The sequence below is a fragment of the Noviluteimonas lactosilytica genome (genome assembly GCF_020866925.1).
GTDB lineage: Bacteria > Pseudomonadota > Gammaproteobacteria > Xanthomonadales > Xanthomonadaceae > Noviluteimonas > Noviluteimonas lactosilytica.
Map to the genome: position 1 here is coordinate 1891647 of NZ_JAJGAK010000001.1, position 19444 is coordinate 1911090.

The 19444-nt window shown below is 67.3% G+C and carries 23 protein-coding genes and 1 pseudogene; 9 read left to right on the plus strand and 15 right to left on the minus strand.

Going from position 1 to position 19444, the window contains the following annotated elements:
* Positions 1–5: 5 nt before the first annotated feature.
* From LK996_RS09020 to LK996_RS09035, 4 genes are read right to left on the minus strand one after another with little or no spacing between them, the layout of a single operon-like run.
* On the minus strand, positions 6–311 hold the full coding sequence (locus LK996_RS09020; RefSeq protein WP_230526764.1) for a hypothetical protein: 306 nt from the start codon (positions 309–311) through the stop codon (positions 6–8).
* Positions 304–810, minus strand: coding sequence for an RNA polymerase sigma factor (locus LK996_RS09025; RefSeq protein ID WP_230526765.1), 507 nt, complete (start codon positions 808–810; stop codon positions 304–306). The genes LK996_RS09020 and LK996_RS09025 overlap by 8 nt, the downstream gene beginning before the upstream one ends.
* A 3-nt stretch (positions 811–813) precedes the next feature.
* Positions 814–1272, minus strand: coding sequence for a hypothetical protein (locus LK996_RS09030; RefSeq protein WP_230526766.1), 459 nt, complete (start codon positions 1270–1272; stop codon positions 814–816).
* The gene (locus LK996_RS09035; RefSeq protein WP_230526767.1) at positions 1259–2254 is read right to left on the minus strand and encodes a hypothetical protein; all 996 of its coding nucleotides are present in this window, start codon (positions 2252–2254) and stop codon (positions 1259–1261) included. The genes LK996_RS09030 and LK996_RS09035 overlap by 14 nt, the downstream gene beginning before the upstream one ends.
* Before the next feature lie 126 nt (positions 2255–2380).
* On the opposite strand from LK996_RS09035, the gene LK996_RS09040 reads away from it, so the two are divergent.
* Positions 2381–3241: a DUF5694 domain-containing protein gene (locus LK996_RS09040; protein ID WP_230526768.1), complete on the plus strand. Its 861-nt coding sequence runs from the start codon at positions 2381–2383 to the stop codon at positions 3239–3241.
* Between the two features lie 166 nt (positions 3242–3407).
* Complete coding sequence (locus LK996_RS09045; protein WP_230526769.1) at positions 3408–4088, plus strand: DUF8164 family protein; 681 nt, start codon at positions 3408–3410, stop codon at positions 4086–4088.
* A 36-nt stretch (positions 4089–4124) separates the two neighbouring features.
* On the opposite strand, the gene LK996_RS09050 is transcribed toward LK996_RS09045, so the two are convergent.
* The 3 genes from LK996_RS09050 to ubiK form a co-directional block, all read right to left on the minus strand.
* Positions 4125–4502, minus strand: coding sequence for a nuclear transport factor 2 family protein (locus LK996_RS09050; protein WP_230526770.1), 378 nt, complete (start codon positions 4500–4502; stop codon positions 4125–4127).
* A 156-nt stretch (positions 4503–4658) separates the two neighbouring features.
* Positions 4659–6164 (minus strand): YifB family Mg chelatase-like AAA ATPase, encoded by a 1506-nt coding sequence (locus tag LK996_RS09055; RefSeq protein ID WP_230526771.1) that lies wholly within the window; start codon positions 6162–6164, stop codon positions 4659–4661.
* A gap of 10 nt (positions 6165–6174) precedes the next feature.
* Positions 6175–6441 (minus strand): ubiquinone biosynthesis accessory factor UbiK, encoded by a 267-nt coding sequence (ubiK, locus tag LK996_RS09060; RefSeq protein WP_230526890.1) that lies wholly within the window; start codon positions 6439–6441, stop codon positions 6175–6177.
* Between the two features lie 166 nt (positions 6442–6607).
* Between ubiK and LK996_RS09065 the strand changes: the two genes are divergently transcribed.
* On the plus strand, positions 6608–6946 hold the full coding sequence (locus LK996_RS09065) for a P-II family nitrogen regulator (RefSeq protein WP_230526772.1): 339 nt from the start codon (positions 6608–6610) through the stop codon (positions 6944–6946).
* 77 nt (positions 6947–7023) lie between these two features.
* On the opposite strand, the gene LK996_RS09070 is transcribed toward LK996_RS09065, so the two are convergent.
* Together LK996_RS09070 and speE are read right to left on the minus strand one after the other, a co-directional pair.
* On the minus strand, positions 7024–7872 hold the full coding sequence (locus tag LK996_RS09070) for a DUF3667 domain-containing protein (protein ID WP_230526773.1): 849 nt from the start codon (positions 7870–7872) through the stop codon (positions 7024–7026).
* Positions 7873–7924: 52 nt separating this feature from the next.
* Positions 7925–8773 (minus strand): polyamine aminopropyltransferase, encoded by an 849-nt coding sequence (speE, locus tag LK996_RS09075; RefSeq protein WP_230526774.1) that lies wholly within the window; start codon positions 8771–8773, stop codon positions 7925–7927.
* Between the two features lie 190 nt (positions 8774–8963).
* On the opposite strand from speE, the gene speA reads away from it, so the two are divergent.
* The 4 genes from speA (at position 8964) to LK996_RS09095 (ending at position 12687) form a co-directional block, all read left to right on the plus strand.
* Entirely contained in the window at positions 8964–10850 is a 1887-nt protein-coding gene (gene speA / locus LK996_RS09080; RefSeq protein WP_230526775.1) for an arginine decarboxylase, read from the plus strand.
* 58 nt (positions 10851–10908) lie between these two features.
* On the plus strand, positions 10909–11331 hold the full coding sequence (locus tag LK996_RS09085; RefSeq protein ID WP_230526776.1) for a hypothetical protein: 423 nt from the start codon (positions 10909–10911) through the stop codon (positions 11329–11331).
* Between the two features lie 193 nt (positions 11332–11524).
* Positions 11525–12163 (plus strand): DUF2306 domain-containing protein, encoded by a 639-nt coding sequence (locus LK996_RS09090; RefSeq protein ID WP_230526777.1) that lies wholly within the window; start codon positions 11525–11527, stop codon positions 12161–12163.
* 32 nt (positions 12164–12195) lie between these two features.
* Complete coding sequence (locus LK996_RS09095; RefSeq protein ID WP_230526778.1) at positions 12196–12687, plus strand: DUF4262 domain-containing protein; 492 nt, start codon at positions 12196–12198, stop codon at positions 12685–12687.
* A gap of 28 nt (positions 12688–12715) precedes the next feature.
* Here LK996_RS09095 and LK996_RS09100 read toward each other — a convergent pair whose 3' ends face one another.
* The 6 genes from LK996_RS09100 to radC all read right to left on the minus strand — a co-directional run bounded on the left by LK996_RS09100 (position 12716) and on the right by radC (position 17642).
* Positions 12716–13051, minus strand: a complete 336-nt coding sequence (locus LK996_RS09100; protein ID WP_230526779.1) for a high-potential iron-sulfur protein — start codon at positions 13049–13051, stop codon at positions 12716–12718.
* Between the two features lie 73 nt (positions 13052–13124).
* Positions 13125–13883, minus strand: a complete 759-nt coding sequence (locus LK996_RS09105; protein ID WP_230526780.1) for an SDR family NAD(P)-dependent oxidoreductase — start codon at positions 13881–13883, stop codon at positions 13125–13127.
* Between the two features lie 4 nt (positions 13884–13887).
* Entirely contained in the window at positions 13888–14451 is a 564-nt protein-coding gene (locus LK996_RS09110) for a methyltransferase family protein (RefSeq protein WP_230526781.1), read from the minus strand.
* A 15-nt stretch (positions 14452–14466) separates the two neighbouring features.
* Positions 14467–15231 (minus strand): SPOR domain-containing protein, encoded by a 765-nt coding sequence (locus LK996_RS09115; RefSeq protein WP_230526782.1) that lies wholly within the window; start codon positions 15229–15231, stop codon positions 14467–14469.
* Positions 15231–16952, minus strand: a complete 1722-nt coding sequence (gene argS / locus LK996_RS09120) for an arginine--tRNA ligase (protein WP_425493725.1) — start codon at positions 16950–16952, stop codon at positions 15231–15233. The genes LK996_RS09115 and argS overlap by 1 nt, the downstream gene beginning before the upstream one ends.
* Positions 16953–16967: 15 nt before the next feature.
* On the minus strand, positions 16968–17642 hold the full coding sequence (radC, locus tag LK996_RS09125; protein WP_230526784.1) for a RadC family protein: 675 nt from the start codon (positions 17640–17642) through the stop codon (positions 16968–16970).
* A gap of 101 nt (positions 17643–17743) precedes the next feature.
* On the opposite strand from radC, the pseudogene coaBC reads away from it, so the two are divergent.
* Both coaBC and dut read left to right on the plus strand, forming a co-directional pair.
* Positions 17744–18972 (plus strand): annotated as a pseudogene (gene coaBC / locus LK996_RS09130) (bifunctional phosphopantothenoylcysteine decarboxylase/phosphopantothenate--cysteine ligase CoaBC).
* Complete coding sequence (gene dut, locus LK996_RS09135) at positions 18969–19430, plus strand: dUTP diphosphatase (protein ID WP_230526785.1); 462 nt, start codon at positions 18969–18971, stop codon at positions 19428–19430. The pseudogene coaBC and the gene dut overlap by 4 nt, the downstream one beginning before the upstream one ends.
* Positions 19431–19444: the final 14 nt, after the last annotated feature.

Sequence of the window (19444 nt, forward strand, 5' to 3'; positions counted from 1 at the left end):
CCATTTCAAGAAATTGTGCTCTGACCCCTGTTTGTGGGCGCGCCGGGTTCGTCGCGCCAGCACGCGAGCGCGCCGAGCAGCAACGGCAACACGAGCCCGGGCAACACGCGCGGATCGTGCAGCACCAACGGAATGGCGCCCACGACGACCACCAGCGCCGCGATGCGCCAAACCCAGCGCATGCGGCTCGCCATGCGCCGCGCGGCATTCGCGCGCGCCGCTTGCACGATGCGCCACGCTGGCGGAGGCGTCGGTGCGTTCGCGCGCAACCGCTGCGCGTCGGCTTCGAACAATGCTTGCAAGTCATCCATCGATCCGTTCCTCCTGCAAGGCCTGGAACCGTGCGCGTGCGCGCGACAACAACACGCGTATCGAATCCGCGCCGAGCCCCGTGATGCCCGCGATCTCTTCGTGGCTGAAGCCTTCCGCGTAGGCGAGCCACAGCAACTGTCGCTGGCGTAACGTCAGCTGCGACCAGATGCGATGCGGGATGACGCCGATCCTTTCCGCTTCCGGCGCAGCGACCTCGGTCACCGCGTCCCACGCCACTTCGCGCTTGCTCCGCCGCACGTGATCGATGAACAAGTGCAGCGCGACCTTGTAGAGATACGCACGCGCGTTGTCCTGCACCTTCGTCTCGTCGCGCTCCAACCAGCGCACGAACGTATCCTGTGCGAGATCGGACGCCACCGCCGGCGACGCGCCCAGGCGTGCGAGATACGCCCAGATCGCTGCATGGTGCGCGGCGTAGAACGCGGCGAAATCCGCCTCGTCCCGCATCGCCTCGCCCTGCATGGCATCGATCCGCATCGATCATTCGCCCAGCACACGCCACCGACGCGCGACCCACGCGCTCACCGCACCGGCGATCAACAGCCCGACGCCCAGCGCGATCGTGAGCGAACCCCACTGGCGCGCCTCCTCGGCTTCGCGCACGAAGTTGATGTCGGTGCCCGGCGGCGGCGCGACGCCATTGATGAGGAAGGCCACGCCGATCGCGCAGGCGACGATCCCGAACTGCACCAGGCCCAGCAGGCGATGCGCCATCGCGGCGGGCGAGTACTCGTTCTCCAGCAACGCGCGCCCATCGGGCGATTGCGCGAACGCCACGAACGCATCGCCATCGCCGAAACGCTGTGCCAGTCGCCCGACCATTGCATCGCGTGCGATGCGGCGCTGCGCCTGCAAACGTCGCCGCAGCATGTGCACGATCGCGACCACGACGATGCCCACGATCAGCACCGCGACCATCAAGAGGTCATCGCTGGCCATGTTGGCCTCCGTTGTTCGATCCAGTGGAAACAGTCGCGGTGGGACCTTGTTCGCTCAGCCACCGCAGCACGTTGCGCGCAAACACGACGTTGTCGCAACCGGGCAGTTGCATCCCGAACGGCTCGCGATCGGCAACCTGCGCCGTCAGCATTGCCGCTTCACCCAGCACCACCACGCGCCCCTTGCCGTAAACGAATGCCAGGCCCTGCGCAGGACCGGCCGCCGTTTCGCGGAACGTCCCGTGATCGTCGATCGTCTCCACCGTGCCGCGCGGCAAGCGCAACAGGATCGCGGCATCCCGCGGCCCGTCGAGCGATTGGCCCGTGAACGTCTGCACGCATTGCACGCCGGAGAGAATCGGATGCGCGACATCCAGCCGCCCGTTCGCGCGCGTGAAGCGCAGCGGATCCGACACCTCGCCCGGCACCTCCGAAAAGCCGGCATGCATGCGCACGCCGAAGGCCGCCGCGAGCGCCGCATTCGCCGCACCAAACGGCGCGTGGTCGGCGATCAACAGCAGGCGCCCTCCGTTCGCCACCCACGTGCGAATCGCGTCGATCTCGCTCGCGTCGAATGCCGGCGCGCTGCGGTCGAGCCCACCGCCCCAGGGCAGGTTGATGCCGAGGAACTGCGGCTTCGCGCCTCCCGATGCGTTGGCGATCACGAGCACCTGCGTGTCGGCCAGCGCCGCCGCCGTTAACGACGCGGTGTTGTAGCGAACGCGATAGCCGTCGGCGCGCAGCAATTCGCCGAACGGCCAGAAGCGCCCCCACCAGTTCGCCGTCGAGGCGTTGTGGTGCGCGTGGTCGATCGCGACCGTCGGCCCCGTGCCGTGCACGAAGGCGGGGCGCTCGATGTCGGGCCGCCAACCGTAGTCCGCGCGCTGCGACTCCCACGCGGCCACCGCAAATGCTCCGGCGAGGAGCAGCGGCGGCACCGCCAGCAGGCCCAGGACCCACCGCCATCGCACTTGCCTTCGCATCGTCGTGTCCTCGCTGGGTTTGTCTCCATGACGGGCGAGGGGGCGAGTTGGTTAACAGGCGCTTCAACCCTCGCGTCGGCCGCCGCATCCGACTGAGTCCGGCCCCCAATGAACGGAGAGAGCAGCATGCGCAACAGGCATGGTCGAGTCGCAACGGCGCTGGCCGTCGCGGCCTTCATGGCGTCCTTCACGAGCCTCGCCGCACCGCCGACCGACCCGCAACCCGACGCAGACTTCCTCCTCGTCGGCAGCTTCCACATGAACAACCCCGGCCACGACGTGCACAACACGAAGGTGGACGACGTGCTCGCCGAGAAGCGCCAGCGCGAAATCGCGGAGGTCGCGGGCCTGATCGCGCGCTTCAAGCCGACGAAGATCATGGTCGAAGCCGACACAACGTCGCAGGCGAAACTCGACGCCGACTTCACCGCCTCGTGCCACGGCAAGCGCGCGATGACGCGCAACGAAGTCGAACAACTCGGCTTCCGCATCGCCTGCGAGCAGAAGTTGCCGGGCGTCGTCGCCGTCGACTGGAACGAACTCGGGCCGATCAAGAGCGAAGACAGCGTCGACTACATCGCGGCGATCGAGCGCCATGGCCAGCAGGCGCAGCGCGAGGAACACCTGCGCATCGGCAAGGCGCTCAACGACGAGGATCAGCGCACGCTGGCGCAGGGCACCATCGGCGACGCGCTGCTGCGCCTCAACTCACCGGAATGGCTGCGCGCGAACGCGCGTGCGTACTTCCGCATCGGCCTGTACGGCACCGCACAGGATCCCATCGGCGCGAACTGGGACATGCTGTGGTACGGGCGCAATCTCGCGATCTTCAACAACATCGTGCGCGCGACAAAGCCGGGCGATCGCGTGCTGGTGATCTACGGCGCGGGACACGGTAACTGGTTGCGCCAGTTGGCGAGCGATTCGGGCAAGTATCGCGTGCAGGACACGACGCGTTGGTTGCAGGCAGGCACGCCCGCGGAGTGACCTGCGCCTGGGCTGCTTCGAGCCCCTCGGGCTTTCTTGGCGCAATGCTCGCGAGTACCTGTACGGCGGTCACGGCGTGACCGCCGAGCGGTTGCGCAAAGATCCCTGGTCGGAAGGGATCGCAGGGACGACCGCGATACTCTCTCAGCGATAGGGGAGGAGGTTTATGGAACAGATTGAATCTGCTGGGGCCTTGTCCACCGAACTCATCAGACGGTTGGCGAAGGCACCACGGTCGGGAAAGCACGCCGAAAAGCCCGGAAGCTACCAACTGGTTCCTCGGCTCCTGGCGCGTCACGTGGATCCAGGGGACTACCTATGCGTGGATTTCTTCATGGCTGGCTACGGGGAAATCGGACCCGCGAAGATTGGTGTCTGGCCAACGACCAACCTGTTTGATGGCAACTTGAGTCGGTGGCGTAGCGGAATGGTCCAAAAGACCAAGGATGAGCTCCACTTCTCTTTTGCGTCGGAAGAGCACTCTGGGAGCGTTGATGGCATCACGGTGTTCCTATACGGGCTGCACATCAATGATTGGGAGTCGGCGACGATGTTTCTGGACCTCTCGGAATCGGATCCGCCGAAAGTTGCGACCGAGGCTGATCTAGAGGGATCGCCGTTCGCGACTCGGCTAAAGTTAAGGACAGACGCGAAAGCAGGGCATTACTCGTTACCCGTGGCTTTCACCTACTTCAATGGGGAACGTTGGTCATCGTCCACAGTCATGATCGATTTCGTGATCACCAGTTGGGTGCAGCGTCACGAACTAAAGCTGCAGATCGCGGGTGCGATTGCCGCGATCACGGCAGTCGCATCGACCTTGGTTGCTGCGATTTCGGCACTTTGAAGGTTTGGCAGAGAGCCTCCGCCGGGCGCGTTGCATTTACTGCATCGGCGTCTCGGTGTGGATCGCGCACAACCACTTGCCGTCGCGACGCACCCACGTCGAGCTGTCGCACATGCGCGCGGACTCGTCGTGGTCCTTCATCTTCGTGGTCTGCACGACCTGATAGGAGAGGATCGCGACGTCGTCCGACGGGCGCAGCACGTTGAAGTCGGACAGCTCGTACGACAACAGTTTGTAATCTTCGTTCTCGGCCATCTTGCGATAGCCGGCGTGGTCGAACTGCATGGCGCCGTGGCTGGAGACCATGCCCGCGGGTTCGGCGAGCATGTCCAGCGCGACGTCCGTTTCGCCGTCGACCATCGTTCGCCAGAAGCGCTGCTCGAGCGCGATCAGTTCCTTGTCGGTGCCTTGCATGGGGGCGTGCTCGGTGGGGGCCGGTGCGCGCATGGATACCAAGCGGGGGCGTAAATCCGGGTGAGCGAAAGGAGAAGGTTGGTCGACAACGCGTGAAATGCAGTAGGAAAAAGGTTCAAGCGACATCAGAGAGGGCGAGGGGGCCGGCCGAGCGCGCTATCGCGTCGCACCCGATCCGCGGTCGAGCGTGCGATAGCCGATCGCTTCGGTCACGTGCCGTGTCGCGATGTCGTCGCTCGCGTCGAGGTCGGCGATCGTGCGCGCCACGCGCAGGATGCGGTGCAGCGAGCGCGCCGACAGATCCAGGGCCGTGATCGCGCGTTCGAGCAACGTGCGATCGTGCGGGGCAAGACGACAGGTCGCGTCGGTCGCGGATGGATCGAGCAGCGCATTCGGCACGCCTGCGCGCGCGATCTGGCGTTCGCGTGCGGCGACGACGCGCGCCCGGACCTCGCCGCTGGATTCGCCGCGCGGCGCGTCTTCGCGCAAAGCCTCCGGCGGCAAGCGCGGCACCTCGACGTGCAGGTCGATGCGATCGAGCAACGGCCCCGAGATGCGCGCGCGATAGCGGTTGATCGTTTCGGAATTGCAGCGGCAACGCCCGCCCATATCGCCGGCCCAGCCGCAAGGGCAGGGATTCATGGCGGCGACGAGCTGGAAGCGCGCCGGGTATTCGGACTGGCGTGCCGCACGCGAGACGATGACGTGCCCGGTTTCCAGCGGTTCGCGCAGCATCTGCAGCGCATGCCGTCCCCATTCGGGGAGCTCGTCGAGGAACAGCACGCCGTTGTGTGCAAGCGAGACTTCGCCGGGCCGCCCGTCCGTGCCGATCAGCGCGATGGCCGTCGTGGAATGGTGCGGCGCGCGATACGGTCGCAATCGCCAGCTCGCCGCATCCACGCCACGTCCGCTGATCGACGCGACCGCCGCCGACTCCAGCGCTTCCGCTTCGCTCGCTTCCGGTAACAACCCGGGCAAGCGGGAAGCCAGCAAAGTCTTCCCGCACCCCGGCGTCCCGACGAACAACACGTGATGCTGCCCCGCCGCCGCGATCTCCAGCGCACGCCGTGCCTGCGCCTGGCCACGCACGTCGCGCAGGTCGGGCGCGCATCGTTCGATCACATCGACCGCTTCCGCACGCGGCAACGTCTTCGCGCCGGCCAACGCCGCACACACTTCGTTCAACGTGCGCGCGACCACGACATGCGCCGACTGCACCAGCGCCGCCTCGCTGCCGTTGTCCTTCGGCACGATCAGCCGATTGCCGACCTGCATCGCCGCGATCGCCGCCGGTAGCACGCCATCGACGGCACGCAATTCGCCCGTCAATCCGAGCTCGCCGACGAATTCGACGTCGCGCAACGCCTCGTTCGCCACCTGTCCGCTCGCCGCGAGGATCCCGAGCGCGATCGGCAGGTCGAACCGCCCGCCCGATTTCGGCAGATCGGCCGGCGCGAGGTTGACGATGATGCGCCCGTCGGGGAACTCGAACTGCGCGCACTGGATCGCCGCGCGCACGCGGTCCTTCGCTTCGCGCACCGCGGCCTGCGGCAGGCCGACGATCGTCAGCGAGGGCAGGCCGCCGCCGACATGGACTTCCACGCGGACGGCAGGCGCGCGCACGCCTGCACGTGCACGCGTGTGCACGAGCGCAAGACCCATGGCGGGAAACTCAGTGGCGCGGCGGCAGCGGCGCGTCGAGCTGGGCTTCGAGGTCGGCGACGGTGCGCTGGAGTTCGTCCAGCTTCTCGCGCGTGCGCAGCAGCACGGCGCGCTGCACCTCGAATTCCTCGCGGGTGACGAGGTCCAGTTTCGCCAGGCCCGTCTGCAGGACGGACTTGAAGTTCTCCTGCAGCTCCTCGCGTCCTTCGCGCACCGAAGGCGGGACGAGGCTGCTCAGGCGGCGTGCGAGGTCGTCGAGTTTGTCGAAGTCGATCATGCCGGTCAGCTCCATGGCACTCATGTCCGTATGGTCCTCGGTTCGCCTAATGTCGCCGAGCGGGTGGCGGGCCGCCATCGGGCAACCCGGTACGTGGGGGTGGGGATTTTCCTACAGCCGACGCAAGCGCGGGTATGCTGCGGGCACGCGACATGGAGACGACGTGATGAAGATGGTCATGGCGATCATCAAGCCTTTCAAGCTGGATGACGTCCGCGAGGCGCTGTCGGAAGCGGGCGTGGCGGGGATCACCGCGACCGAGGTCAAGGGCTTCGGGCGCCAGAAGGGCCACACCGAGCTGTACCGCGGCGCGGAGTACGTCGTCGACTTCCTGCCCAAGATCAAGCTGGAGGTCGCGGTCACCGACGACCAGGTGGACGCCGTGGTCGAGGCCATCATGCAGGCCGCCGGCACGGGCAAGATCGGCGACGGCAAGATCTTCGTGTGGGACCTCGATCGCGTCGTGCGCATCCGCACGGGCGAGCTGGACGGCGACGCGCTCTGAGCGAAGCAAAACAGGGGTCAGAGCACCATTTCGATGAAATGGTGCTCTGACCCCTGTTTTTGCTCCTGTTTTTGCTCTCACGTGGCGTACAACGTGATCCACAGCAGCACGAAGCGATACCCCAGGAACGTGAGCATCGCGCCGAAGGCCATCGCGAGGGCCCGCACCACGCGCCTCGCGCCCCGCGCGCCGTAGACCGGCCCCGACGCGAGATACAACCAGAGCCCGCACACGACGAGGTGCACGAGCGCCAGCGCGTTGTCGAACACGCGCGAGGCCAGGCCCGCACCGCCGAACCACACATCGACCGCCAGCACGCCCAGCAGCACGCACAGCGACAGCAGCATGAAGGCGTGGAAGTGCAGCGAATACGCCACGTGCGCGACGAACGGCCGCCGCGCGCCGCGATACACGAGCGCCGCGACCAGCGCGAACGGCAGCACCATCAACGCGACCAGCGACTTCGCGTGCTCGGCGACCGCCTTGTCGAACTTCGGCGCGAACGCCTCCATCGTCGTGTGCAGCTCCGCGACGCGATCCGCGACGAAGGGCGCGATCCATCCACTCCACGGTTGCGTGCGCAGGTGCGACGCGAGGTGCGTGGCGAACACGTTCGAGTCCGTCAGCGCTTCCATCGCGACGAACAACACGTTGGCCAGCAGGAAGAACGCGATCGGCCCGATGTAGGGTTTGCGCGGCCCCTGCAGGTAGCGCACTGTGAGTTCGCCGGGATGCCGCACGATGCTCCGCGCTGTGCGCAACAGGCGCGCATCGAGGTTCGTGATCGACTGCGCCATCTGCGCGAGCAGGCCGCGCAGCGTGAGGTCGCGCGGCCGCAGGCGGCGTTCGCCGCAGCCCGGGCAATATTCGGAAACGACGGCCCGATGGCAGGTCGGGCACGTCCAGGCGGGGGCCTCGTCGTTCACGGCGCCGGTTATACACCCGGCGCACGCGAGCCCCGCACGCGCCTGCAGGCGCTTACTTGCCGAGCGCGGCGGAAACGAACGGAATCGGCGCCAGCGCACCCTGGTGGATGTCGGCGGTGTAGTACTTCGTTTCGAACGCCTTGCCGCGCGAATCGACGACGCGGTATTCGAAGTCTCCCGACTTGCGCGCCATCGTGCAGCTCCACCAGCCCGTCGGATAGCACGGCTGCGGGAAAGGCAGCGTCTGGAACGTCGTGAAGCCGGCCTTGCGCATTTCGCCGCGCATTTCCTGGATCAGCGACAGCAGCACGAGCGGCGACTCCGACTGCTGCACGAGGATGCCGTCGTCCTTCAGCGCGCGGAAGCACGATTCGTAGAAGGCCTTGTTGAACAGGCCCTCGGCCGGGCCGACCGGATCGGTCGAGTCGACGATCACGATGTCGACGCTGCCCGCCGGGCAGTTCGCCATGTACGCGATGCCGTCGTCGAACAGCAACTCGGCGCGCGGATCGTTGTTCTTGTCGCAAAGTTCGGGGAACCACTTCTCCGCCATGCGCGTGACCTGCTCGTCGATGTCGCACTGCGTGCACGACTCGACACCCGGATGCTTGAGCACTTCGCGCAGCGTGCCGCAGTCGCCGCCGCCGATGATGACGACGCGCTTCGGACTGGCATGCGTGAACAACGCCGGGTGCGACATCATCTCGTGGTAGAGGAAGTTGTCGCGCGTGGTGAGCATCATCGCGCCGTCGATGAGCATCAGGTTGCCCCAGTCGGTGCTCTCGTAGATCTCGATCTTCTGGAACGGCGACTGCACCTCGTCGAGCTTGCGCGTGATGCGGTAGCCGATGGCCGAACCGGCGGGCTCGAAGTTCTCGTACATCCAGGTGGGTTCGGTCATCGCGGCAGGTCCGGCGGGGGGAATCGGGCGCGCATTGTACGCAACGAGGTAGCCCCCTTTAGTAAAGGGGGCGCGGCGACAGCCGCAGGGTTTTGGCCTGCAACCGGCCCTGTGCAGCTTTCGCGAAGCGGAAGCTGCGCAGGGGGTACACTTCGCCCCCTTTTTCCATTACCCCCGAGGTAATCCGCCGATGACCGCTTGGTCCGCCGACCTGGCCCGCAAGACCTACTCCATCCCGCACTGGTCGGAGGGGTATTACGACGTCGACGCCCAGGGGCGCATCGCGGTGCGTCCGCGCGGCGCGCAGGGGCCGGCGATTGCGCTCGCGGAAGTCGTCGACAAGGCCCGCGCCAACGGCGCGAAGCTGCCGCTGCTGGTGCGCTTCCCTGACATCCTCGGCGATCGGTTGCGCAAGCTGCAGGCGGCGTTCGCGCAGGCGCAGGCCGACTGGGACTACCAGGGCGGTTACACCGCGGTCTATCCGATCAAGGTGAACCAGCACCACGGCGTCGCCGGGACGCTGGCCTCGCACACGGGCGAAGGCTTCGGCCTGGAAGCGGGCAGCAAGCCCGAACTGATGGCGGTGCTCGCGCTGAGCCGGCCGGGCGGGCTGATCGTCTGCAACGGTTACAAGGACCGCGAATACATCCGCCTCGCGCTGATCGGCCGCAAGCTCGGCTTGCAGACGCAGATCGTGGTGGAGAAGCCGAGCGAGCTGAAGCTCATCATCGAGGAAGCGCAGTCGCTCGGCGTGCGTCCGGGCATCGGCGTGCGCATGCGCCTGGCCTCGCTCGGGGCGGGCAAGTGGCAGAACAGCGGCGGCGACAAGGCGAAGTTCGGCCTCTCGCCGCGCCAGGTGCTCGACCTGTGGAAGACGCTGCGCGACAGCGGCCACGGGAACTGCCTCGAGCTGCTGCACTTCCACATGGGCTCGCAGATCTCCAACGTGCGCGACATCGCCAACGGCATGCGCGAAGCGGTGCGCTACTTCGTCGAGTTGTCGAAGCTGGGCGCGCAGGTGAAGTTCATGGACGTCGGCGGCGGCCTCGGCATCGATTACGAAGGCACGCGTTCGCGCAGCTACTGCTCGATCAACTACGGCGTCGGCCAGTACGCGAGCAACATCGTGCAGCCGCTCGCCGAAGCGTGCGAAGCGAACGCGCTGCCGCAGCCGCGCATCGTCACCGAGTGCGGCCGCGCGATGACCGCGCACCACGCGGTGCTCATCGCCAACGTCGCCGAAGTCGAGGAAGCGCCGGAAGGCCGCGTGCCGCCCGCGCACGACGACGAGCCGGCGGTGATCCGCCACCTGCGCGAACTGCACGAAGAGTTGGACCAGCGCCCGCCGGTCGAACTCTTCCACGACGCGCAGCACCACCACGGCGAAGGCCTGTCGCTGTACGCGCTCGGCCAGATCGACCTCGTGCATCGCGCGCGCATCGACGACCTGTTCTACGCGATCGCACACGCGGTGCGTGCACGCCTCGACATCGGCGAGAAGTCGCACCGCGACCTCATCGACGAGTTGAACGAACGCCTCGTCGACAAGTACTTCGTCAACTTCAGCGTGTTCGAATCGATGCCCGACGTGTGGGCGATCGACCAGGTGTTCCCGATCGTGCCGATCGAACGCCTCGACGAAGCGCCGTCGCGCCGCGGCGTGATCGCGGACATGACGTGCGATTCGGACGGCAAGATCGACACGTACGTGGAGAACGAAGGGCTCGACACCTCGCTGCCGCTGCATGAAATGCGCGAAGGCGAGTCGTATCGCCTCGGCTTCTTCCTCGTCGGCGCGTACCAGGAAATCCTCGGCGACATCCACAACCTGTTCGGCGACACCGACGCGGTCGAAGTGCACCTCGACGGCGATTCGTACGCGATGTCGCAGCAGCGCCGTGGCGACACGACGGACGTGATGCTCGACTACGTCGGCTACAAGCTCGACGCGCTGCGTGCGGCGTACGCGAAGAAGGTCGACGACGCGCAGTTGCCGGCCGACGAGAGCGCGCGCATGAAGGATGCGCTGGAGTCGGGCCTCACCGCGTACACGTATCTCAGCGACGAGCCGATCTGACCGCCTTTCGACGTTGCATGCGTTGAACCGTGCAACGTTCCGCCGGGGGAGATGTTCGATGCGTGTGCCATTCGCACTTGCCTGCGCGTTCCTCGCCGGTGCCATCGCGGGATGCGTGGACTCGACGGCCCGTTCGCCACGAGACGTCGTCGGCCCGATCGAGGGCCGCAACGCCGCCACGCGGCTCGCTGAAAACCTTCACGTCCAACAGTTGATCCGCGCAGGCAAGACCGACGCTGCATTGCGCGTGCTCGATTCGAGCCTGTCCGGGGATGTGTATTTCATGCAGCAGGCCGAACCCGCGATGCCGGAGGGCGACGTCTTCTTCCGTCTCCGCGATCGCGACCTGGTCAGGCTCAAGCGCCACTGGCTGGCGCATCCCCCCGAGGGGGCGCACGGGGACATCGTCGATTACGTCGAAGCGACCTGCATGCGATCGCCGGACTGCCCGCATGAGCCGCTGCGGCGGGCAAGCCAGTGAAGAAACGGTCGCGCATCGCCGAAGGTGTGACCTACCTCGGGCTTGTCCTGTGGCTTGCCTCCTTTGGGCTATCCCTGGAGGGGCACCTGCTTGCCGGCGTTCTCTGCTTCGCGGCAGGGTTGATCGTGGTTCTTTGCGCGATCCGGATCGGCAGGCCCGAGCATCGATTGCGAAACGTTCGGGAGGATTGACCGTGGCGAAGCTGTTCGGCATCTGCAGTTTGTTCCTGCTCGCCTTCGGCGTCGCGGCCTACGCGGTGGTGGCTTATGCCTTCATGCCGCTGGGGAGCTTGCTTCACCCGGACATGAAGGCGGTGTTCCTCGCGCACCAGGCGGGCATCTACGCGCACATCTTTGCTTCCGTCATCGCGATCTCCCTTGGCCCGTTCCAGTTCCTGGGCGGCCTGCGCCGGCGCTTCGTGCGCCTCCATCGTTGGATGGGGCGCGCGTACCTGGGCATCGGCGTGCTTGTCGGCGGTTTGGCCGGGCTCTACATGGCCACGTTCGCGTTCGGCGGCGTCGTGTCGAAACTCGGCTTCGCGTCGCTGGCTGTCCTGTGGCTTTACACGGGGCTTCGCGCGTTCCTTGCCATTCGGCGCGGCAAGGCAATCGAGCATCGCAGGTGGATGGTCCGCAACTTTTCGCTGACGCTGGCGGCGGTGACGCTGCGCATTCTTCTCCCGGTCTCGGGAATTGCGGGCATTCCCTTCGAGGTTGCCTATCCCGCGATCGCGTGGCTGTGCTGGGTCCCCAATCTCCTGGTCGCGGAGCGGTTCTTCAACCGGACCGACGAAGCATCATTCAAGCCGGAACCACTTCGCGATTCGGCTTGATGCGTGTTGCGGGCATTGCCTATGCTCGCGCCATGACTGAACTTCGTTTACCGCCCAAGAACGACTACGAGCGCAAGTTGCTTCGCAATGTCGATCAGTTCGGTTGGCAATGCACCAGCGTGTACGAGCCGGAGGACAGTGACAGCGAGGAGCCACCGTTCTCGTACAGTGTCGGCCTCCACCAGTCGTACCAGCAACCGGAGTTCATCATCTTCGGACTCGATGCAAAGGTCGCCCACGCAATCATTGCGACATGCGCAAACAAGTTCGCGGACGGGAGCGGCATCGACCTCGACCAGCCGTCGTACGACCTGATCGAAGATTTGCCGTGCGTGTTCGTGCGTGTGCCGCGCGACAGGTACAACGAGTACGTCTACTCCGCGCTCTGGTTCTACGCGGAAAAAGAGTTCCCTCTCTATCAGATCGTTTGGCCGGATGCGGATGGGTTGTTCCCGTGGCACGCGGACGCTTCTGCGGGCTTTCGCCAGTGGCAACCGGTGCTCGGACAGGTGGGCGCCACCTGACACTTCGTGTGCACGGCTCCCGCTTGCGTCAGACCTTCTTCGCCCAGCCCGCGCACCAGCCTTTGGCCGCCACCGAATGCTGCGGGAAGATCTGGCACGGGCCGTAGGCTTCTCCCTTCGCGCCCTTGTAGAGGTTGCAGTTTGCGCAGTGGCTACCCGGCTTGAACGAGGGGTGCTTCACCGTCGAGGCATCCTCGGTGTAGGCCAACGCTTTGGCCTGCGGATTGTCGAGGGGGAGCTTCGGTAGCTTGGCGGCTGCGGGAGCCGCCTGGTTGGCGGTCGCGTTCAACGCGAACGTCGCGACGGCGCTTGCAGTGACGGCCTGCGCGAGGAAGCGCCGGCGGGAAGGATCGTGCGTGTGCATGGCTCACCTCCGAATTTCGGATTGTGCGCCGCCGTCGCGCCGTGGGGGATATCGCCCATCCGGGGGGCGTCGGTCAGTCCCGCGCGACCTGGAATCCCGCGAACGACTGTCGCGTCGGCATCATTTCGAGCCGATTGATGTTGAGGTGCGGCGGCAGCGTCGCGATCCACCAGATCGTGTCGGCGATGTCGTCCGCCGTCATCGGGTGCGCGCCCTTGTAGAGCGCGTCGGACGCGGCCTGGTCGCCGTGCGTGCGCACGAGCGTGAACTCGGTTTCGGCCATGCCCGGTTCCAGCGCGGTGACGCGCACGCCGGTGCCGTGCAGGTCGGCGCGCAGGCCGAGCGAGAACTGCGAGACGAACGCCTTGGTGCCGCCGTACACGTTGCCGCCGGTGTAGGGGTACGTGGCCGCGGTCGAACTGATGTTGACGATCGCGCCCTGTCGTTCGATCAGCGTCGGCAGCAAGGCGTGCGTGATTTCGACGAGTGCGCGCACGTTGGTGTCGATCATCGTGTGCCAGTCGGTGAGGTCGGCCTTCTGCGCGGGCAGCGTGCCTTGCGCGAGGCCGGCGTTGTTCACCAGCAGGTCGATGCTCTTGAACTGCGCGGGCAGCGCCTCGATCGCGGCGCGCATCGCACCTTCGTCGCGCACGTCGAACATCGCCGGATGCACGCGGTCTGCGCCGAGTTCGTGGACGAGTTTGCGCAGGCGATCGTCGCGACGGCCCGTCGCAACGACGTTCCAGCCACCCGCGACGAACCTGCGCGCGGCGGCGGCGCCGAAGCCGGAAGTCGCGCCGGTGATGAAGGCGGTGCGGGTTGTCTGCGTCATCGAGTCACCAAAGGAAGGGAATGAGGCGCCTGGTCTCGCGCACGTAGCCGGGCCAGGCGTCGGGGAATGCGTCGGCGAGCACGCGCTCTTCGATGCGGATGCGATACAGGAACGCGAGCGTGATCGGCACGATGGCGACGAGCGCGGCGCGCCACGACCCCGTGCCGATGCCGAACCCGATCACCGTCAGCAGCGCGCCCGTATACGACGGATGCCGCAGCAGACGATACGGCCCGCGGCGTACGAGCGTCTGCCCCGGATGGATCGCGAGGTCGACGGTGAAGAATTCGGCGAGCGTGCGCACGGACCACCAGCGCATCGCGAGGCCGAGCACCATGATCGCCATGCCGGTCCATGCGAGCGCCGGATCGCGCGCGGCGAGCTGGTGGTCGTCGCGATGCGCGATCCAGATCGCTGCGGCGATGCTCACGACGATGACCGCGATGAGGATGTCGAGGGTGCCGCGATCGCGCGCCTTCGTCTTGTCGCCGGCGCGCCGGCGACCGATCCACAACTGGCTGATCGCCCAGGCGACGCACAGCGCGACGAAGGCGTGCGCGTGCGTCATCGCAGGCGCGCGCGCTTACCGCGCCTTGATCGCCATCGCCGGCAGGCCGCCGCCGCTGAGGCGACGCTTGGCGTCGGCGAGTTCCGACGCGCTGCCGTACGGGCCCATGCGCACGCGGAAGACGGTCTTGTCGGAGATCGTCGCCGATTCGACGCGCGCGCTCAGGCCGAGCAACGCGATCTTCGCCTTCACCGCTTCGGCATCGCCGCTGGCCTGGAACGCGCCGGCCTGCAGGATGTAGTGCGCGCCGTCGTCCTTCGGCTCGGGCTTGGTGGCCGAGGCGGTGGTGGCGGTGGGCTGCATGGCCGGGGTCGCGTTGGCGTTCGTCGCGACGACGGGCTGCTGCGCGGGCGTCGCCGCGTCGGGCGACGTCGCCGGCTGCTGAGCGGCGGACTGCTGCTTCGCGATCGCCGCCTGGCGTTGCGCTTCGGCGCGCTCGGTTTCCGCGAGTTCGGCGTCGGAGAGCGCGACCTCGTTCGACGGCAGCAGCGTGTAGAAGTCGTACTGCGTTTCCTTCGGCTTGTCCGCCTTCGCGGGCGCGGGGCGCGTGTCCTCGGGGACGAGCGCGTCGTCGTCCGCGGCGTTGGAGGTCGCCACCGGCTGCGCATCGGGATTGGGCTTGGGACGGAAGAAGCCGTCGCCTTCGCCCTTCGGCATCAGCTTCGGCACGCCGACGATCAGCGCGATGCCGAGCGCGAGGCCCGCGAACAACCAGATCCATGCGGGGTTGCTGTCGCCCCCGTTGCGCTTCGCCTGCGACTTCCCGCGTCGTGCCGCCATCACATCTTCTCCGGGGCCGAAACGCCCAACAGGTCCAAACCATTCTTCAGCACCTGGCCGGTGCCGACGCTCAGCGCAAGACGCGCGTCGCGCTGGTTCGCATCATCCACCAGGATGGGCTGCGCGTGGTACCAGCCGTGGAAGGCATTCGCCAATTCACGCAGGTATTGGGCGATCGAATGCGGCTCGAGCGACGTTGCGGCCGCTTCGACGACCTCCGGGTAGCGCGACAACTCGACCAGCAGCGTCTGCGCGTCGGCGTCGACCAGCGTGTCGACGTGGCGCAGGCCATTGGCGAGGTCGAACGTGAAGCCCTTCTCGCCGGCCTGGCGCAGCAGGCTGCACACGCGGGCGTGCGCGTACTGCACGTAGAAGACCGGGTTGTCGTTGCTCTGCGAACGCGCCAGGTCGATGTCGAACGTGAGCTGCGAATCCGGCTTGCGCGCGATGAGGAACCAGCGCGTGGCATCGCGCCCGGCTTCCTCGATCAGGTCGCGCAGCGTGAGGTAGCTGCCCGCGCGCTTGGAGAGCTTCACTTCCTCGCCGCCGCGCATGACGGTGACCATCTGGTGCAGCACGTACTCCGGCCACTTCTGCGGGATGCCGCAATCGAGCGCCTGCAGGCCCGCGAGCACGCGCGCGAGCGAGCCGTGGTGGTCGGCGCCGAGTTCGGTGATCGCGCGCTCGTAGCCGCGCTGCCACTTGGAGCGGTGGTAGGCGACGTCCGGCAGGAAGTACGTGTAGGTGCCGTCGGACTTGCGCATCACGCGGTCCTTGTCGTCGCCGAAGTCGGTCGTGCGCAGCCACAGCGCGCCGCCTTCCTCGTACGTGTGGCCGTGCGCGACGAGTTCGCGGACGGTCTCCTCCACGCGGCCTTCGGTGTACAGCGAAGACTCGAGGAAGTAGACGTCGAACGCCACGCCGAAGGCGGCGAGGTCGGCGTTCTGTTCGCGGCGCAGGTAGGCGACGGAGAACTGGCGGATCGCGTCGAGGTCGTTCGGGTCCTTCGCGCCGTGCACGATGTGGTCTTCGAATTCGACCGTGTCGCCGCGCAGGTAGCCGTTCGCGACTTCGACGATGTAGTCGCCGCGGTAACCGTCCTGCGGCCAAGACGGATCGTCCGGCGTCTTGCCGAGCGCGCGCGCCTGCACCGACTTCGCGAGGTTGTCGATCTGCGCGCCGGCGTCGTTGTAGTAGAACTCGCGCTTCACGCGCCAGCCGTTGGCGTCGAGCACGCGCGCGATGCAGTCGCCGATCGCCGCCGCGCGGCCATGGCCGACGTGCAGCGGACCGGTTGGATTCGCGGAGACGTATTCCACGCCCACGGTGCGGCCCGCGCCGCCGTCGTTGCGGCCATAGGCGCTGCCGCGCGCGACGATCTCGCGCAGCTCGCGGCCATAGGCATCCGGCGCGAGGTGGAAGTTGATGAAGCCCGGGCCCGCGATCTCGACCTTCGCGATGTCGTCGGACGCCGGGAGCGCCGCGACGAGCGCCTGCGCGATCGCGCGCGGATTCGTGCGCGCGGCCTTGGCGAGGAGCATCGCGGCGTTCGTCGAGAAGTCGCCGTGGGCGCGCTGGTTCGGGCGCTCGACCACGAAGGCCGGGGTCTCGAGGTCCTGGGGGAGCGTGCCCGCGGTGCGCAGGGCTTGAATGCCCTGCTGGACCAGGGCGCTGATGGAGGCTTTCACGACGGGAGCCGGGGGTGGAAACGACGGCCGCATAGTCTACGGCACGCATCACAGCAGCCCTCGTGCGGCCAGCGACACGGGCGGACCGTCGCCGACGATGATGTGGTCGAGCAGGCGGACGTCGATGCATTTGAGCACCCGCCGCAGCTCCAGCGTGGCCTCGCGATCGGCGAGGCTCGGGTCGGGGGTGCCGCTGGGGTGGTTGTGGCCGATGATCACCGCCGAGGCGTTGCAGGCCAGCGCGCGCCGACACAGCTCGCGCGGGTAGATCTCGGCCTTGTCGACGGTGCCGGTGAAGATTTCCTCGAAGCCGATCATGCGCAGGCGGCCGTCGAGGAACATCGCGGCGAAGGTCTCCGACGCATGGCCGCGCAACTTGCGATGGAAGTAGTCGCCGGCGACGCCGGGCTCGGCCATGGGTTCGCCGCGGTCGAGCGTGGCCGCGTAGAAGCGGCTGCCGAGTTCGATCGCGGCGGTGAGCAGGCAGGCGCGCGCGCGACCGATACCGCGCTGGCCTTCCATCAGCGGGATCGGCTGGTCGAGCAATGCGCGCAACGAGCCGTGCGCATTCAGCAGGGCGCGCGCGGTCGTCACCGCATCCTGGCCGCGCAGGCCCGAGCCGAGGAAGAGGGCGAGCAGTTCGGCGTCCGACAACGCGGGCGCGCCGCGGGCGACGAGCTTTTCGCGGGGGCGTTCGAGGACGGGCCAATCGCGGATGCGCATGGCCCGCAGCGTGGCGCGCGGGCGGGTGGCCGCGTATCGGGGGAACGGAGGGCTTCGGGTAAGCTGTCCGCTGATCCTGGCGTGGGGTTTTCCCGACCACCATGAAGGCCGAACCGATCGCCACGTTGCCTGGCCGCAAGGTGCTGCTCTGCGTCTGCGGCGGCATCGCCGCGTACAAGGCGGCCGACCTCGTGCGTCGCCTGCGCGACGCCGGTGCGACCGTGCAGGTCGCGATGACCGAAAGCGCGCAGCGCTTCGTCGGCGCGCAGACCTTCCAGGCCCTGTCGGGCCTGCCGGTGCGCACGTCGCTGTGGGACGCCGCCGCCGAACAGGCGATGGGCCACATCGAACTCGCGCGCTGGGCCGACGACGTCCTCATCGCGCCCGCGACCGCCAACACGATCGCGAAGCTCGCGCACGGTTTCGCCGACGACCTCGTCACCACGCTATGCCTTGCGACGACCGCGCCGATCACGCTGTGCCCGGCGATGAACCACCGCATGTGGCTGCATCCGGCGACGCAGGCGAACATCGCGCTGCTGCGCGAACGCGGCGCGCGCATCGTCGGTCCGGCCGACGGTCCGCTCGCCGAAGGCGAATCGGGTCCGGGCCGCATGACCGAACCGCTGGACATCGTCGCCGCGCTCGCGAGGGCGACGGCTTGAGCCTCGCGGGCTTGCGCGTGGTCGTCAGCGCGGGGCCGACGTACGAGGATCTCGATCCCGTGCGGTTCATCGGGAACAGGAGCAGCGGGAAGATGGGCTTCGCGGTTGCCGCCGCCGCCGCGCGTCGCGGCGCACGCACCGTGCTGATCGCAGGCCCCGTGCACCTGCCCACGCCCGATGGCGTAGAACGCATCGACGTGCGATCCGCCGCGCAGATGCACGACGCGGTGCTGCGCGCATTGCCCGCGGACGTCTACGTCGGTGCCGCGGCGGTCGCCGACTTCACGCCGGAAAACATCGCCTCGTCCAAGATCAAGAAGACCGCGGGGCAGGACGCATTGGTGCTGCGCCTGGTGCGCACGCCCGACATCCTCGCCGATGTCGCGCGCGATGCGCGCCGTCCGCGGTGCGTCGTCGGCTTCGCGGCCGAGACCGACGATGTCGCGCACTACGCGCGCGGCAAGCTGGAAAAAAAGAACATCGACATGATCGCGGCGAACCGCGTCGGCGTGGCAGGCAGCGGATTCGAAAGCGACGACAACGCGCTGAACGTGTACTGGCGCGAAAACAACGATGCCGTCGGCGAACGTGCGCTCGGCCCCGCGCCGAAGACCACGCTCGCCGATGCGCTGATGGATCTGATCGAGGAGCGATTGCACGCATGACCCACAAGGTGCTCGAGGTAAAGGTGCTGGACCCGCGCTTCGGCGACGAATGGCCGATGCCGGCCTATGCGACCGATGCGAGCGCGGGCCTGGACCTGCGCGCCGCGCTGGAAGCGCCGCTGCTGCTGGAACCCGGCGATACCGTGCTGATCCCGTCGGGCCTCGCGATCCACCTCGCCGACCCGGCGTTGTGCGCGGTCGTGTTGCCGCGTTCGGGGCTCGGGCATCGGCACGGCATCGTGCTCGGCAACGGCACGGGCCTGATCGACGCCGACTACCAGGGCCCGCTGATGATCAGCACGTGGAATCGCGGACGCGAGGCCTTCACGATTTCGCCGGGCGACCGGATTGCGCAACTCGTCGTGTTGCCGATCGTGCGCGCGACGTTGCAGGTGGTGGATACTTTCGAGGAAAGCGCGCGCGGTGCGGGTGGCTTCGGCCACACGGGCGTGCGCTAACCAGGGGGAACGGG

Excerpts from the sequence above, each read along its gene's own strand:
- speA (WP_230526775.1), top strand. The coding sequence starts at position 8,964 with ATGACCGCTTGGTCCGCCGACCTGGCCCGCAAGACCTACTCCATCCCG.
- LK996_RS09105 (WP_230526780.1), bottom strand. The coding sequence starts at position 13,883 with ATGACGCAGACAACCCGCACCGCCTTCATCACCGGCGCGACTTCCGGC.
- LK996_RS09045 (WP_230526769.1), top strand. The coding sequence starts at position 3,408 with ATGGAACAGATTGAATCTGCTGGGGCCTTGTCCACCGAACTCATCAGA.
- LK996_RS09115 (WP_230526782.1), bottom strand. The coding sequence starts at position 15,231 with ATGGCGGCACGACGCGGGAAGTCGCAGGCGAAGCGCAACGGGGGCGAC.
- LK996_RS09020 (WP_230526764.1), bottom strand. The coding sequence starts at position 311 with ATGGATGACTTGCAAGCATTGTTCGAAGCCGACGCGCAGCGGTTGCGC.
- LK996_RS09025 (WP_230526765.1), bottom strand. The coding sequence starts at position 810 with ATGCGGATCGATGCCATGCAGGGCGAGGCGATGCGGGACGAGGCGGAT.
- LK996_RS09100 (WP_230526779.1), bottom strand. The coding sequence starts at position 13,051 with ATGCACACGCACGATCCTTCCCGCCGGCGCTTCCTCGCGCAGGCCGTC.
- LK996_RS09055 (WP_230526771.1), bottom strand. The coding sequence starts at position 6,164 with ATGGGTCTTGCGCTCGTGCACACGCGTGCACGTGCAGGCGTGCGCGCG.
- LK996_RS09065 (WP_230526772.1), top strand. The coding sequence starts at position 6,608 with ATGAAGATGGTCATGGCGATCATCAAGCCTTTCAAGCTGGATGACGTC.
- LK996_RS09110 (WP_230526781.1), bottom strand. The coding sequence starts at position 14,451 with ATGACGCACGCGCACGCCTTCGTCGCGCTGTGCGTCGCCTGGGCGATC.
- LK996_RS09085 (WP_230526776.1), top strand. The coding sequence starts at position 10,909 with ATGCGTGTGCCATTCGCACTTGCCTGCGCGTTCCTCGCCGGTGCCATC.
- LK996_RS09030 (WP_230526766.1), bottom strand. The coding sequence starts at position 1,272 with ATGGCCAGCGATGACCTCTTGATGGTCGCGGTGCTGATCGTGGGCATC.
- argS (WP_425493725.1), bottom strand. The coding sequence starts at position 16,952 with ATGCGGCCGTCGTTTCCACCCCCGGCTCCCGTCGTGAAAGCCTCCATC.
- speE (WP_230526774.1), bottom strand. The coding sequence starts at position 8,773 with ATGACCGAACCCACCTGGATGTACGAGAACTTCGAGCCCGCCGGTTCG.
- LK996_RS09050 (WP_230526770.1), bottom strand. The coding sequence starts at position 4,502 with ATGCAAGGCACCGACAAGGAACTGATCGCGCTCGAGCAGCGCTTCTGG.
- ubiK (WP_230526890.1), bottom strand. The coding sequence starts at position 6,441 with ATGATCGACTTCGACAAACTCGACGACCTCGCACGCCGCCTGAGCAGC.
- radC (WP_230526784.1), bottom strand. The coding sequence starts at position 17,642 with ATGCGCATCCGCGATTGGCCCGTCCTCGAACGCCCCCGCGAAAAGCTC.
- LK996_RS09035 (WP_230526767.1), bottom strand. The coding sequence starts at position 2,254 with ATGCGAAGGCAAGTGCGATGGCGGTGGGTCCTGGGCCTGCTGGCGGTG.
- LK996_RS09040 (WP_230526768.1), top strand. The coding sequence starts at position 2,381 with ATGCGCAACAGGCATGGTCGAGTCGCAACGGCGCTGGCCGTCGCGGCC.
- LK996_RS09095 (WP_230526778.1), top strand. The coding sequence starts at position 12,196 with ATGACTGAACTTCGTTTACCGCCCAAGAACGACTACGAGCGCAAGTTG.
- dut (WP_230526785.1), top strand. The coding sequence starts at position 18,969 with ATGACCCACAAGGTGCTCGAGGTAAAGGTGCTGGACCCGCGCTTCGGC.